Here is a 13,111-nt window from a genome sequence, read left to right as displayed (position 1 = left end):
GGCCGTCGGCCGGACACGACAGGCCGGGCAGTGTTGCGTCCGGCTCGGGACGGGGCAGGTCGGTCGATCACCTCGGCGCTGAGCGGCACCGTGAACATCGTCCCCGCGCCGGCGTCGGCCACGGGGAAACCGAGTCTTCCCGAGGAGTTGGCGGCGATCGTCGAGCGGACACGCCAGGCCGTCGTTCGTGACCTCGCCCTGCGGGTCACCACGTGCGACGCCGGCCGCGTGCGGTTCCTCAATCCCACCTTGACGAACCGCTGACGGCCCCTTGCAGTGCCGGCTCGCGCCTCCACTATTCCGTGTTGCTAGGTACCACTAGTCAGCGTTACTGTGTACTGGTACTCAATAGCGCTGACTAGTGCAGAGGGGAGGGGGTCCATGGCCAAGCTGCTGACGGAGATGCTCAAGGGCACGCTGGAAGGCATCATCCTCGCGTCCCTGTCCGGCCGACCCGCCTACGGCTACGAGATCACGGCACGGCTGCGGGAGCAGGGCTTTGCCGACATCGCCGAAGGAACCATCTACGCGCTGCTCCTCAGGATGGAGAAGCGCGGTCTCGTCGACGTCGAGAAGGTCCCCTCGGAGAAGGGTCCGCCGCGCAAGGTGCACTCCCTCAACGCTCAGGGGCGGGAGTACCTCGAAGAATTCTGGAGGACGTGGCGATTCCTCACGGAACGACTGGAACAGCTCCGCGAAGGGGAGGGCGAGTAACCATGTCCGCTGTCGAGAAGACCGGCTTCATCTCGAAGGTGATCGGGCCCAAGAAGCGCTGGAGGGCGTACAAGGCGCGCGTCAAGGAGCTCCCCGAGAACCACCGTACGGCCATCGAGGCGATCGAGCGGTACCTGATGCACTTCGTGCCGACCGACGCAGACAGCAACGCATCGATGTTCGAAGACCTCGCCGACCTGTTCGAGCAGGCCGCGGCGGACGGAACGCCGATCCGCGAGGTCGTCGGGCAGGACCCGGTGGAGTTCGCCGAGACGTTCGTCCAGAACTACACCGATGGTGGCTACGTCCCCGCCCGCGCACGGAAGCGGCTGGCCGACGACATCGAGCGCGCCGCCGGCGACGAGGCGGGGTAAGAGGGCCGGGCGGTCTGATCGCGCCTCGGCGCATCGCTCCCAGGAGCCGAGCACCACCTTCATTGCTTGTCTGCACCACGCGACCGCGGGGCCACACCCGGCCGGCCGCCTCTCGCCGCATGCCCGCGGCACCGTCGACACCGACCACTGCGTGCAAGGAGATTCATGATGGGAAACGGCAACAACGGCTTGTCCGAAGCGGGCTTACGCCGACTGCGCGAGGTACTGGAATCGCATGTCGAGTCCAAGAAGATCCCCGGACTCGTCGCCCTGGTCGGCTGGGGCGAGGAGACTCACGTCGAGGCGATCGGGACGATGCGCCACGACGGCGGCGCGCCGATGTGCCGGGACACCATCTTCCGGATGGCCTCGACGACCAAGCCCGTCGCGGCCGCCGCGACCATGGTCCTGTTGGACGAGTGCCGGCTGCGACTTGACGACCCGGTAGATCAGTGGCTGCCGGAGCTGGCCGAGCGGCGTGTGCTCAGGCGGCCCGACGGCCCGCTGGACGACACCGTGCCCGCGCGGCGTCCGATCACCGTGCGGGACCTCCTCACCTCCACCTGTGGCCTCGGGCTGGACACCACGGCGATGGGCTCCCCGATGATGAGCGCGTACTTCGAGCGGAAGGTCTACGGCGAGAACGGATGGATGCTTCCGGCTGTGGAGCCGGACGAGTGGATGCGCCGCCTGGGCGCGCTTCCGCTGATGCACCAGCCCGGAGAGCGGTGGATGTACAACGTCAGCGACGACGTGCTCGGGGTGCTGGTGGCCAGGGTGACCGGGCAGTCGTTCGAGGCGTTCCTGCGCGAGCGCATCTTCGACCCGCTGGGGATGAGGGACACCGGCTTCCACGTACCCGCCGACAGGATCGACCGGCTGCCGCCCCTGTACGCCCCCGATCCGCACACCGGAGAGTTCACCGTGGAGGACCCGGCCGAACGGGGACACCACAGCAAGCCTCCGGCGTTCCAGTCCGCCGGCGGCGGACTCGACTCCACCGCCGACGACTACCACGCCTACTTCCGGATGCTGCTCAACCGCGGGATGCACGGGACCGAGCGGATCCTGTCCCGGCCCGCCGTCGAGCTGATGACCACCAACCGCCTCACGCCCGAGCAGACGGCAGACCTCCAGGCCTGGGCACGCAGCATCGTCCACCTGTCGTACGGTCAGGGGCAGACCGGTGGCTGGGGCTTCGGAATGACGGTGCGCACCTACCGGGGCGACTACGCGCCCATCGGCCAGTTCGGCTGGGACGGCGGAGCCGGCACCACGGCCTACGCCGACCCGCACAACCAGCTCGTCGGCATCCTGCTCACCCAGACCGGGATGTCCACCCCGGACTCGGCGCGGGTCATGCAGGACTTCTGGACGACCCTCTACCAGGCAATCGACAGCTGACCTGATCGAAGAGGGTGATCTACCTGATGGTGCGTCAGGAAAGTCAGCATTGAGTCAGCATTGGTCCGACAAGACCCGCACAGAGACTGCCGTACCCGGGAATCGGCAGTTGGTCGAGCCGGGGCTTCTGGAGGTCTGAACCACTTCCTCGCGAGCGGCGGCTTCGAGCGGGGGTGACCCCGGTCGAAGCCGTTCCGCCCGTTACGTGAAGACCCAGGTCAGCGCACGCGTCCGCGCGGTTTCAACGGGGTGGCGGGGAGTTCGGGGGCGGGCAGGCGGTCGCCCGGGTAGCCCTTCACCTCGCCGAATCGGTCGCCGGTCATCCAGTCCTCGCGGGCTCGGGTAATGTCGTCCATCGACCGTCCGATGAAGTTCCACCACATCACGATCTGTTCCTCGAACGGCGTCCCGCCGAGCAGGATCAGGCGGGCGGGGGTGTCCGAGGTGTTGGTGATGGTGAGGGTCCCGGCGCCGGGAGCTAGGTAGCCGAGGTCGGCGGGGCGCAGCGGGGTGCCCTCCAGGAGGACGTCGCCGCGGTCGACGAGCAGGCCGTGCTCGAAGGCGGGGTCGACGGCGAGGGTGGTGGTGGCGCCGGGGGCGAGCGTCAGTTCGGCGCCGAGGAGCGGGGTGAAGGTGGGGACGGGCGAGGTGTCGCCGGCGAGGGAGCCGAGGAAGACCCTGGCCTCACCGCCGGGGACGGGCACCGGGCTCGGGGTGTGGTGGTGGAAGTCGCGGCCGGTGTTCCGGTGCTCCTCGGGCAGTGCCACCCAGAGCTGGACGCCGTGCAGTACGGTGGTCGCGGGGGTCGAGAGCTCGGAATGGCTGATGCCGTGCCCGCTGGTCATGAGGTTGAGCTCGCCCGGGCGCACGAACGCGTGGATGCCGAGGCTGTCCCGGTGCTCGATCTCGCCGGTGAACAGCCAGCTCACCGTCTGCAGGCCGGTGTGGGGGTGCGGTGCGACGTCCATGCCGCCGGTGTCGGCGACGTCGTCCGGCCCGTAGTGGTCGGCGAAGCACCAGGCGCCGATCAGGGAGCGGTTCCGCTGCGGCAGGGTGCGCCGCACCGTCATTGCCCGGGGTCCGCCGAGGGGTACGTCCCGCGGGGGGAGGACCTCCACGCGCGGTGCGGACGGTCGGGCGGCAGCCTCTGGCGCTTTTGTTTCGGATTCAACTACCATGGAGTCGATCATAGCCGCCGAGGTCGATCGGCGCACCCATGCCCGAGCAGCCGATCCCGGCCCGCTCGCCCGAAGGGCCGTCAGTGGCCCGCCCACCGAAGGAGTCCAGGTGACCACGGCAGCTCAGACCCGCGTCTTCGTCGACAAGCAGAGCCCGAAGGCCTTCCACGCGCTGGTCGCCACCTCGGAGGCCGTCCGTACCGTCGCCGCCGAGGCCGGACTGGACCGCAGGCTCGTGGAGCTGGTCAACCTGCGCGTCTCCCAGATCAACGGCTGCGCCTACTGCCTGGACGTCCACACCCGGGCCGCCCAGCGCGCGGGGGAGACCGCCCAGCGGCTCGGCGTGCTGCCGGCCTGGCGCGACACCGAGGTCTTCACCCCGCGCGAACGTGCTGCGCTCGCCCTTGCCGAGGCGACCACCAGCCCCGCCGACCGCGCCGCGCAGGACAGCGCCTACGCGCTCGCGCGCGAGGTGCTGACGGAGGACGAGATCTCGGCGGTGGTCTGGGTGTCGATCACCATCAACGCCTTCAACCGCGTCTCCATTCTGAGCAAGCACCCCGTGCACCCGTCCCCGGCGTCCTGAGGAGGGGCCGGCCGCCGGTCCACTCCTAGACCGGGAGCCCGACCCCGTCGCGCCGCCATCGGGAGCGATCCTGGGCGCCCTGGCGGGAGCCGGTTGCCTGCCAGTGCCGCGGTTCTGGCGCCGGAGAGCCCTGTGGCGCTCGCCCGGGGCCGGTTCTCACAAGGTCGCGCGGGTGACGACGCCGACGAGGCGGAGGATGGCCTGACCCCAGGGGGTCGCGGCGATGAGGACGCCGAAGACGGTGCAGAGGACGACGGTCAGCCGCTCGTCGGAGCGGCTGCGGGACTCCGTTCGGCGGGCCAGGCGGATGAAGATGATGACGGCGAGCGCCGCGGATGCGCTGATGGTCACTTCGGAGTCCTCGTCTCTCGGAGGGCGGCGACGGTGGCCGGAACGGCGGTCGGGAGGGCGGTCGGGGCGGCGGGGCCGGCTCGCCGGGCTCACCGGTTCAGTGGCCGCGGCCGCTGCGCGGTGCGGGGACCCGGGGGAGCAGCTCCCAGAGCGGCAGGCCGCTGGAGGCCCAGCGGCCGAGCAGCGCACGGTCGACCAGGGCGACGTTCTGGTCGAGGCCCCACCTCACCGCGGGGGCCGAGAACCTGCCGTTGGTGACGACGACGGGCACCTGGGCCCGGTGCACCCGCTCGTTGGTGCCGACCAGTGCGTACAGCACTCCGACGCCGACCGCCGCGCCGCCGACCGGGTCCTGCTTGTGCTTGCACTGCAGGACCCAGCGCCGCCCCATCGGGTCCGTGGCGAGGACGTCCGCGCTCTGGTCGCCGCCACCGCCGACCTGCTCCGCGCGGCAGCCGTCGCGGCGCATGAGGTCCCGTACCGCGAACTCGAAGGCGCGGTGGCCCATGTGGTCCAGGCCGCCGGGGCCGGTGAGGGCGAGCCGCAGGCGGCGCTGCCGTTCCAGGGCCGCGGCCCGCTCGGCCAGGCGGGCCCGGACCACGGCCGCGGCGACGGCTCCGCCCACCACCAGCAGCAGGACCGGGATCCACCAGTGGGCGAGCAGCCAGCGGACCAGCGCGAGTGCGAGGCTGACGGCGAGTGCGGCGCCAAACAGCAGTGCGACGGCGGACTCTCCGCCGCCGTTCCTCCCCGGACGTCGACGACGCGCCGGTGGTCTGCGCGATCCCACCCGTACCCCCACGATTCAGCCGGCCGACGAACGATTCATGACACCAGCCGCCACGGGTGGCGCAGGAAGCGCGCACGGGCGCACGGGGGCGGCGTCCGGTAGGCGCGTCGATCGAACGGCCGACGTTCGGTTTCGACTTCGGCTCGGTTGGGTTCGGGTTGGCCCGGTTCGGTTCGGTCTGGGTGGTCGGTTCGGCTCCGGCCCGGGGCGGCCGCCGCCGGTCACCGACCGGCCGCCGCCCCGGACGTCCCGCCCGCTCAGCCGTCGTGGTCGGCGAGGACCTCGGCGACGGCGCGCAGCCCCAGCTCCGCCATGGGGGGATTGGTGTCGCGGTAGTAGTCGATCCCGCTGACGAAGGTGAGCGCCCAGCCCCGGCCGCGAGCCCAGCTCGCGTCGTCGAATCCGGCCGCCGTGCGGAAGGTCCGGCGCGTGTCGGCGGTCAGCAGCGTCCAGGCGGCGATGGCGTCGCAGGACGGGTCGCCCACGCCGGCCGTCCCGAAGTCGATCACCGCCTGCAACCGGCCGCCGTCGGCGAGGACGTTGCCGGGGATGAGGTCGCCGTGCGCCCAGACCGGCGGCCCGTCCCACTCCGGCTGGGCGAGTGCGTGCTCCCAGGCCGCGAGCACGGCGGGAGCGTCGATCACGTCCGCGGCCTTCGCCGTCCATGCGCGCACGGAGGCGTCGCGGCTGCGCAGCGGCACGCCGCGGTAGCCGGGCGGCGCCCCGGTGGGATCGGCTGCGCGCAGCGCCGTGACGAACTCGCCGAGGTCCCGGGCGAACCGGTGGTCGGCGCGGTCCTCCTCCGTCAGGTGGACGCCGTCGATCCAGCGGCTGACCGCCCAGGGGAAGGGGTAGCCGAGTCCCGGCTGTCCGACGGCGATCCGCTCCGGCACGGCGACGGGCAGCAGCGGGGCCAGCCGCGGGAGCCAGGCCTGTTCGAACTCCACTTGCTCTACGGCTGCTTCGAGTCGGGGCAGCCGGACGGCCAGGTCGTCGCCGAGGCGGTAGATCGCGTTGTCGGTGCCGGCCGACCGGATCACCCGGACGGGCAGGTGCGCCCACTGGGGGAACTGCTGGGCGAGCAGGCGCGTCACCAGTGCCGGGTCGGTGGGGGTCTCGTTCGCATGCATCATAGGTCGGCGATGGTAGTCGGGCGGCGGGCCGTGCGACATCGATTATTCGCTGGTCTCCGAACGCCTGCTCGCCGCCTTCCCGGCTTGCCAGCACTTCCCATCTCCCTTGCCCGGCAAGTGATCTGACGCCCTGAGTGTACGTGGTCCAGACCATTGACGACGCTCGCGGGCGGAGCCTAGGGTTTGGGGCACCGTCCTGGCGCAGACACGCCAAGATTTCCGTGGCAGGCGCACCCCCACGCGCTACCCGTGCCGGGCGTACTCGCACTCGCACTCGCACTCGCACTCTCCATCCACCCCCACGGAGGAGCACCATGCGCAGGCGTCACATCGTCGGTGCCGTTCTGGCGGCCGCGGCCGTCCCGCTCGCGACGGCCTTGCCGGCCCAGTCGCACGGCTTCATCAACCTCCCGCCCAGCCGCTCCGCGCTCTGCGGCGCGGGCGTCGTCACCAACTGCGGCGACATTCAATGGGAGCCGCAGAGCGTCGAGGGTCCGAAGGGCTTCCCCGGCAGGGGCCCCGCCGACGGGACCATCTGCGCGGGAGCCGACGTCCGCTGGGCGCCGCTCGACAACCCGCGCAACGGCACCTGGCCGACCACCAAGGTGACGGCCGGCCAGCAGCTGAAGTTCACCTGGGAGATCGAGGCCAGGCACGCGACCACGAACTTCAAGTACTACCTGACCAAGCCCGGTTACGACGCGACCCAGAAGATCACCCGGGCCAGCCTCGACCTCACCCCGTTCCTGACCGTCCCTTACAACGGCCGCCAGCCCGCCGCCACGACCACCCACACCGCGACGCTCCCCGCGGGCCGCACCGGGCACCACGTGGTGGTCGCGGTCTGGGAGATCGCCGACACCGCCAACGCCTTCTACTCCTGCACGGACGTCCTGTTCTGAGCCGCGCAGGAGGGGTGGAGCCGGTGCGGACTGCCCCCGCACCGGCTCCACCCTGCATCGCCCTGTGCCGCTCTGTGTCACCCTGTGCAGCTCTGCGCCGCCCGCGCCCGTCCGCCCCACGCCGTCCGCCCCGGGATCGGGGCGGGTCAGGACCCGACCGGTGCCGGTTCCAGCCGCTCGGCGCCGGTGTAGACGTTCATCGACGCGCCGCGCAGGAAGCCGACCAGCGTGAGCCCGCTCTCGGCGGCGAGGTCGACGGCGAGCGAGGAGGGCGCGGAGACGGCCGCCAGCATCGGGATCCCGGCCATCACGGCCTTCTGCACCAGCTCGAACGAGGCCCGGCCGCTCACCATCAGCACCGTCCCGCGCAGCGGCAGCATGCCCTCGCGCAGCGCGTGGCCGACCACCTTGTCCACCGCGTTGTGCCGGCCCACGTCCTCCCGCAGGCAGAGCAGCTCGCCGTCGGCGGAGAACAGCCCGGCCGCGTGCAGACCGCCGGTGGTGTCGAAGACCCGCTGGGCCGCCCGCAGCCGGTCGGGCAGGGAGGCGAGTACGGCGGGTGTGGTGCGCAGCGGGTCCTCGTCGACGGACCAGGCCGCCGTGGTGCGGACGGCGTCGAGGCTGGCCTTTCCGCAGAGCCCGCAGGACGAGGTGGTGTAGAAGTTGCGCTCCAGCGAGGCGTCGGGGGCGGGCACGCCCGGGGCGAGGGCGATGTCCACGACGTTGTAGGTGTTGCTGCCGTCGGCGGTGGCGCCCGCGCAGTACCGGATCGCCGCCAGGTCGTCGGCGGAGTGCAGGGCGCCCTCGCTCACCAGGAAGCCGGCCGCGAGGTCGAAGTCGTCGCCGGGGGTGCGCATGGTCACCGTGAGGGGGCGCCCGTTGACGCGGATCTCCATCGGCTCCTCGGCCGCCAGGGTGTCGGGGCGGTGGGAGTGCACTCCGTCCCGGATGCGCAGCACCCGCCGTCGCACGGTCACTCGCCCCATGGTCTCGCTCCTTCGTCTACTGCTGGCGCGCCCCTCGGCGGCCGCACCGGGCCGTGATCGCCAGGCACAGCAAGCCTACGGCCGCCGGCGTGTCGCGCCGACATGCGGGTGCGGCGAGCCGTTCCGCGTTCCCGTTGTCGGCCTTTGCCGGGAGGGCTTTCGAATTCCTCCCCGGAACCCGGGCGGGAGATTCCAGACCGGCGATCGGCATGAATCCATCGGGCAATTCGGGAATCGTGGTCGGCGGGCTTCAATACGCCAAATCCACTCAATCAAGCGGTGGTTGGGGAATCCGGGAGCCTGCGGTCCTGGTCATGGGCCTGGCCGGTCATGCGTTCTTGACGAGTCTGGTCGGATATGCCGATGATGGTCGCCGTGCGGAATTCCTGGAGCGCGGGAGGAGTGCGGGAAAGCGCCGTCCTGGACGACCGATGAACGCAGAAGGGTGCACCGGATGAAGGACTGGCTCGACGCGGTCAAGGCGGAGCTGGGCGTCGACCTCGACATCGACGTCGCCGGGCTGCTCGACATGACCAAGGTCGTCGCCCACGGCGTGGCCCGCCCCGCAGCCCCGCTCACCGCCTTCCTGGTCGGCTACGCCGCCGCGCAGGCGGGCGGCGGCCCGGCCGCGGTCGCCGAGGCCAATCGCAAGGCCGCGGCTCTCGCCGAGCAGTGGACCACAGGGCACCGGCCGGCCGAGCCCGCTGCCGCCGGGCCCGGTCCCGCCGAGCCCATTGCCGCCGGGCCCGAGGCTCCCGAGCCCGTTGCCGCCGGGAACGAGCCGGCATGACCAACGCGACCAGAGCCGACACCCGAACCACCGCCGCGCCGCCCAGACCCGGACCGCACCCAGCCACCCCGACCCGGCACCCCGCCGTCCCGTGGGAGGAGGCGCGGGAGACCGCCCGAGAGAGCGCAGGCCACCCCCTGCCCGCCGTCTCCCGCGCGCTCCCCGACGCGCTCGGCCACGTCCTCGCCGAACCGTTGACCGCCCTCACCGACCTGCCACCCTTCGACACCTCCGCGATGGACGGCTGGGCCGTCTGCGGCCCGGGCCCGTGGCGGCTGCTGGCCGGCCGCACCGTCCTGGCCGGCGTCCGCCCCGAGCCGCTGCCCGACGGAACCGCCGTCCCCATCGCCACCGGCGCCCAACTCCCGTGCGGCGCCACGGCCGTGCTGCGCCGCGAACACGGCGGCCCGCACCCGGCCGACGGCCTGCTGCACCACCTCGCGCCCGACCCGTTGCCGCTGCGCCGCGACGTCCGGCCGCGCGGCCAGGAGTGCCGCTGCGGCGAGCCGCTCCTTCCCGCGGGTACCGCCGTCACCCCCGCCGTCCTCGGCCTGGCCGCGGCCGCCGGTTACGACACGCTCGCCGTCCACCGCCGCCCGACGGTCGAACTGCTCGTTCTCGGCGACGAGTTGCTGGACTCCGGCCGGCCCGCCGACGGCCGGATCCGCGACGCGCTCGGACCGCTGCTGCCGCCGTGGCTACGGGCCGTCGGCGCCGACGTGATCGCCGTCCGGCGCGTGGCCGACGACCTCACCGCGCTGTGCGAGGCGATCCGCAGCTCCCCGGCCACCGTGCTGGTCACCACCGGCAGCACCGCCGCCGGACCGGTCGACTTCCTCCACCGCGCCCTCGCCGAGGCCGGCGCCACCGTGCGGGTCGGTTCCGTCGCCGTTCGCCCCGGCCACCCGATGCTCCTGGCCGAGCTGCCGCCGGCCACCGGCGCGGGGCGCCCCCGCCACCTGGTCGGCCTCCCCGGCAACCCCCTGGCCGCGGTCGCCGGTACCGTCACCCTGGCCGCGCCGCTCTTCGAGCGCCTGGGCGGCCGAACCGACCCGCCGGCCCGCCTGCTCCACGCCGCGACCGACCTCCCCGGGCACCCGCACGACACCCGCCTGCTGCCCGTCCGCCTCACGGACGGGACGGTCACCCCGCTCACCTTCAGCGGCCCGGCGATGCTCCGCGGGCTCGCCGGTGCCGACGCGCTCGCCGCCGTCCCGCCGCGCGGCCTGCCCCCGGGCGCCCCCGTGGAGGTCCTCACCGTCCCCGACCGCTGAGCCTGCCCGCCGGGCGGCTGCCCGCGCCGTGGAATGATCGCGGCCATGACTCCTGTGCCTCCCGTGAACCGCGGCCGTTCCCCGGAGGAGCTCGAACGCGATGCCTGGCCGGACCCGCCGGCCGACGCGACCCGGCTCGTCACCACCGTCCACGCACTCCGACGCAGGCCGATCGGCACGCTGACCGTCGAGGACCTGCGCCGCCTGCTCGGCCAGCAGGTGGGCGTGCCGTTCGTCCTGCCGCTCGCGCTGGAGATCCTGCGCCGGAACCCGATGGCCGAGGGCGACCTGTACGAGGGCGACCTCCTGGCCGCCGTGCTCGCGTTGCCCCCGGAGGTCTGGCACGCTTCACCGCACCTCGCGCGCGAGGCCCGGGCCGTCCTGGCGGCCCTGCCCGCCCCGCCCCCCGGCCGCCCACCTGCGGTAGGAGCGGTCGGGCAGCGTGGGCTGTCCTCCTCGCGGGGCCCACGGTGACGCCCTTGCGGGAAGGGCTTCACGGGCAGTCCTTCGCGGGCACTGCTTCGGGGCAGTGCTGCGAGGGGGGAGGGCCGTCCCGGCCGACGGGGTGCCGTTGCAGGTCGGCGTGGTTTCGGCGGCATGATGGGGGACAGGAGTTTCCGGCATGCCCCGCGATCTGACATCCCTCCCCACCGACCTGCCCGTCTGGGCCGCCCCGATGGCCGGCGGCGCCGGCACCCCCGCGCTCGTCGCGGCCGCAGCCCGCGTCGGAGGTCTCGGCTTCCTGGCCGGCGGCTACAAGACCCCCGCCGACCTCGTCGCCCAGATCGCCCGAGTCCGCGCCACCGGAGTGGTGTTCGGGGTCAACCTCTTCGCCCCCAACCCGGTCCCCGTCGCACCGGACGCGTACCGCACCTACGCCCGCGTTCTGCAGCGGGAGGCCGACCGCTACCACCTCACCCTCCCCGCCGAGGACGTGACCGAGGACGACGACGCCTGGGCGGAGAAGCTCGCCCTCCTCCTCAAGGCGCCCGTTCCCCTCGTCTCCTTCACCTTCGGGCTGCCCCACCCCGACACCGTCCGGGCGCTGCAGAGCGTGGGCAGCCTCGTCGCCCAGACCGTCACCACCCCGGCCGAGGCGCTCGCGGCCGCCGAGACCGGAGCGGACCTGCTGATCGTCCAGTCCGCCGCCGCCGGCGGACACTCCGCAACCCTCACCCCCGCTCGGCCCCTCGCCCCGACCCCGCTGCCCGATCTGGTCAGCGACGTCCGGCACGCCGTCCCGCTGCCCGTGATCGCGGCAGGCGGTATCGCCACCCCCGCCGGGGCCGCCGCGGCCCTGAACGCCGGCGCCCACGCCGTGATGGTCGGAACCGTGCTGCTCCGCACCCATGAGAGCGGAGCCTCCGCACCGTACAAGGCCGCCCTGGCCGACCCGGCGTTCACGGACACCACGCTGACCCGCGCCTTCACCGGCCGCCCCGCCCGCGCTCTGCGCAACCGCTTCACCGACACCTACGAAACGGTCGCGCCGCTCGGCTACCCGGCCGTCCACCACCTCACCAGCCCCTTGCGCAAGGCGGCCACCGCCGCGAACGACACCGAGCTGATCCACCTGTGGGCGGGCACCGGCCACCGCCGGGCCCGGGCCGAACCCGCCGCCGACACCCTCACCCGCCTCGCCACCGGCGGGTGAGCCCTGCGGAGACCCGGAGGTGGCCGCACAAGTCGCACGAGAACGCGGACGGGGCGCTCGACGTCCCGTTGCGCGCCCTCGGCCTGGGCCGCGACGCGGTGGTGTTCCCCGGGGGCGGAGACCCGTGCCGCGCGCCGGACGGTCGGCCGACGAGCGGCGACGCTAGGGTCGGGGCATGCGACGGGGCGAAGCGGTTCTGCTCGACATCGACGGCGTGCTCACGGTCGACTGGGAGCCGCTGCCCGGCGCCGTGTCGGCCGTGCAGGAACTGCGCACCGACGGCGTGCCGTTCGTCCTGCTGACCAACACCACCTCCCGCACCAGGCGCTCGATCGCCGCCACCCTGGCGGAGGCGGGCTTCCCGGTCGGCATCGAATCGGTGCTCACCGCGCCCGCCGCGAGCGCCGCGAGGCTCGCGGGCTCCCGGTGCCTGCTGCTCAACAGCGGCGACATCCGCGAGGACCTGGCCGCCGTGGAGCTCGTGGAGCGGCCGGAGGACGCCGAAGTGGTGCTGATCGGCGGACCCGGCCCCGAGTTCGGGTACGAGGCGCTCAACCGGGCGTTCGCCGCGCTTCAGGGCGGTGCGCGGCTGGTGGCGATGCACCGCAGCGCCTACTGGCGCACCGGTGCGGGACTGCAGCTCGACAGCGGCGCCTTCGTCGCCGGGCTGGAGTTCGCGGCCGACGTCCGGGCCGAGGTGCTGGGCAAGCCGGCCGAGGCGTTCTTCGCCGGCGCCCTCGCGCATCTCGGCGTCGCCGGGGACGAGGCGATCATGGTCGGCGACGACATCGAGTCCGACGTGCTCGCCGCGCAGCGGTGCGGAATCACCGGCGTGCTCGTCCGTACCGGCAAGGCGGCGTCGGGCGGGCCCCGGCGGGGCAGCGGCCGGCCGGACCACGTCCTCGACTCGGTGGCCGACCTCCCCGACCTGCTGTCACGGCTCCGCCGGGGCTGAGCCGGGTGGGCCGGTTCGCT

The 13,111-nt window shown here is 73.1% G+C and carries 16 protein-coding genes; 11 read left to right on the top strand and 5 right to left on the bottom strand.

All coding sequences use genetic code 11. The annotated features are described in order from the left end of the window. Nucleotides 1-90 precede the first annotated feature (90 nt). The 4 genes from RMN57_RS00775 (at nt 91) to RMN57_RS00760 (ending at nt 2,492) form a co-directional block, all read left to right on the top strand. The gene (locus RMN57_RS00775; protein ID WP_313761377.1) at nt 91-264 is read left to right on the top strand and encodes a hypothetical protein; all 174 of its coding nucleotides are present in this window, start codon (nt 91-93) and stop codon (nt 262-264) included. A 117-nt stretch (nt 265-381) separates the two neighbouring features. Continuing rightward, nucleotides 382-714: a PadR family transcriptional regulator gene (locus RMN57_RS00770; protein WP_313761376.1), complete on the top strand. Its 333-nt coding sequence runs from the start codon at nt 382-384 to the stop codon at nt 712-714. A gap of 2 nt (nt 715-716) precedes the next feature. Further along, nucleotides 717-1,088 carry a DUF1048 domain-containing protein gene (locus RMN57_RS00765; protein ID WP_313761375.1) on the top strand — a complete coding sequence of 124 codons (372 nt, stop codon included), beginning with the start codon at nt 717-719 and terminating at the stop codon, nt 1,086-1,088. 168 nt (nt 1,089-1,256) lie between these two features. Further along, entirely contained in the window at nt 1,257-2,492 is a 1,236-nt protein-coding gene (locus RMN57_RS00760) for a serine hydrolase domain-containing protein (protein ID WP_313761374.1), read from the top strand. A 218-nt stretch (nt 2,493-2,710) separates the two neighbouring features. On the opposite strand, the gene RMN57_RS00755 is transcribed toward RMN57_RS00760, so the two are convergent. Next, on the bottom strand, nt 2,711-3,670 hold the full coding sequence (locus tag RMN57_RS00755) for a pirin family protein (RefSeq protein ID WP_313761373.1): 960 nt from the start codon (nt 3,668-3,670) through the stop codon (nt 2,711-2,713). Between the two features lie 109 nt (nt 3,671-3,779). Between RMN57_RS00755 and RMN57_RS00750 the strand changes: the two genes are divergently transcribed. After that, the gene (locus RMN57_RS00750) at nt 3,780-4,256 is read left to right on the top strand and encodes a carboxymuconolactone decarboxylase family protein (RefSeq protein ID WP_313761372.1); all 477 of its coding nucleotides are present in this window, start codon (nt 3,780-3,782) and stop codon (nt 4,254-4,256) included. 156 nt (nt 4,257-4,412) lie between these two features. On the opposite strand, the gene RMN57_RS00745 is transcribed toward RMN57_RS00750, so the two are convergent. The 3 genes from RMN57_RS00745 to RMN57_RS00735 all read right to left on the bottom strand — a co-directional run bounded on the left by RMN57_RS00745 (nt 4,413) and on the right by RMN57_RS00735 (nt 6,530). Beyond that, on the bottom strand, nt 4,413-4,607 hold the full coding sequence (locus RMN57_RS00745) for a hypothetical protein (protein ID WP_313761371.1): 195 nt from the start codon (nt 4,605-4,607) through the stop codon (nt 4,413-4,415). A gap of 97 nt (nt 4,608-4,704) precedes the next feature. After that, nucleotides 4,705-5,397 (bottom strand): restriction endonuclease, encoded by a 693-nt coding sequence (locus RMN57_RS00740; RefSeq protein WP_313761370.1) that lies wholly within the window; start codon nt 5,395-5,397, stop codon nt 4,705-4,707. Between the two features lie 257 nt (nt 5,398-5,654). Next, nucleotides 5,655-6,530: an aminoglycoside phosphotransferase family protein gene (locus RMN57_RS00735; RefSeq protein WP_313761369.1), complete on the bottom strand. Its 876-nt coding sequence runs from the start codon at nt 6,528-6,530 to the stop codon at nt 5,655-5,657. A gap of 314 nt (nt 6,531-6,844) precedes the next feature. Between RMN57_RS00735 and RMN57_RS00730 the strand changes: the two genes are divergently transcribed. Further along, nucleotides 6,845-7,432 carry a lytic polysaccharide monooxygenase gene (locus tag RMN57_RS00730; protein ID WP_313761368.1) on the top strand — a complete coding sequence of 196 codons (588 nt, stop codon included), beginning with the start codon at nt 6,845-6,847 and terminating at the stop codon, nt 7,430-7,432. A gap of 146 nt (nt 7,433-7,578) precedes the next feature. Here the strand turns inward: RMN57_RS00730 and fdhD are convergent, their stop codons facing one another. Beyond that, the gene (fdhD, locus tag RMN57_RS00725) at nt 7,579-8,418 is read right to left on the bottom strand and encodes a formate dehydrogenase accessory sulfurtransferase FdhD (RefSeq protein WP_313761367.1); all 840 of its coding nucleotides are present in this window, start codon (nt 8,416-8,418) and stop codon (nt 7,579-7,581) included. Between the two features lie 454 nt (nt 8,419-8,872). On the opposite strand from fdhD, the gene RMN57_RS00720 reads away from it, so the two are divergent. From RMN57_RS00720 to RMN57_RS00700, 5 genes are all read left to right on the top strand, one after another. Next, nucleotides 8,873-9,208: a DUF6457 domain-containing protein gene (locus RMN57_RS00720; protein WP_313761366.1), complete on the top strand. Its 336-nt coding sequence runs from the start codon at nt 8,873-8,875 to the stop codon at nt 9,206-9,208. Beyond that, complete coding sequence (locus RMN57_RS00715) at nt 9,205-10,482, top strand: molybdopterin molybdotransferase MoeA (RefSeq protein WP_313761365.1); 1,278 nt, start codon at nt 9,205-9,207, stop codon at nt 10,480-10,482. Before RMN57_RS00720 ends, RMN57_RS00715 begins: the two co-directional genes overlap by 4 nt. Before the next feature lie 45 nt (nt 10,483-10,527). Then, entirely contained in the window at nt 10,528-10,956 is a 429-nt protein-coding gene (locus tag RMN57_RS00710) for a contact-dependent growth inhibition system immunity protein (protein ID WP_313761364.1), read from the top strand. 148 nt (nt 10,957-11,104) lie between these two features. After that, nucleotides 11,105-12,136, top strand: a complete 1,032-nt coding sequence (locus RMN57_RS00705) for a nitronate monooxygenase (protein ID WP_313761363.1) — start codon at nt 11,105-11,107, stop codon at nt 12,134-12,136. Between the two features lie 175 nt (nt 12,137-12,311). Further along, nucleotides 12,312-13,091 (top strand): HAD-IIA family hydrolase, encoded by a 780-nt coding sequence (locus RMN57_RS00700; RefSeq protein WP_313761362.1) that lies wholly within the window; start codon nt 12,312-12,314, stop codon nt 13,089-13,091. Nucleotides 13,092-13,111 lie beyond the last annotated feature (20 nt).

The sequence above is a fragment of the Kitasatospora sp. CM 4170 genome, assembly GCF_032110285.1.
Taxonomy (GTDB): domain Bacteria; phylum Actinomycetota; class Actinomycetes; order Streptomycetales; family Streptomycetaceae; genus Kitasatospora; species Kitasatospora aburaviensis.
The sequence above is the reverse complement of the archived record's forward strand: the minus strand, read 5'-3'. Positions and strand labels throughout refer to the sequence as shown.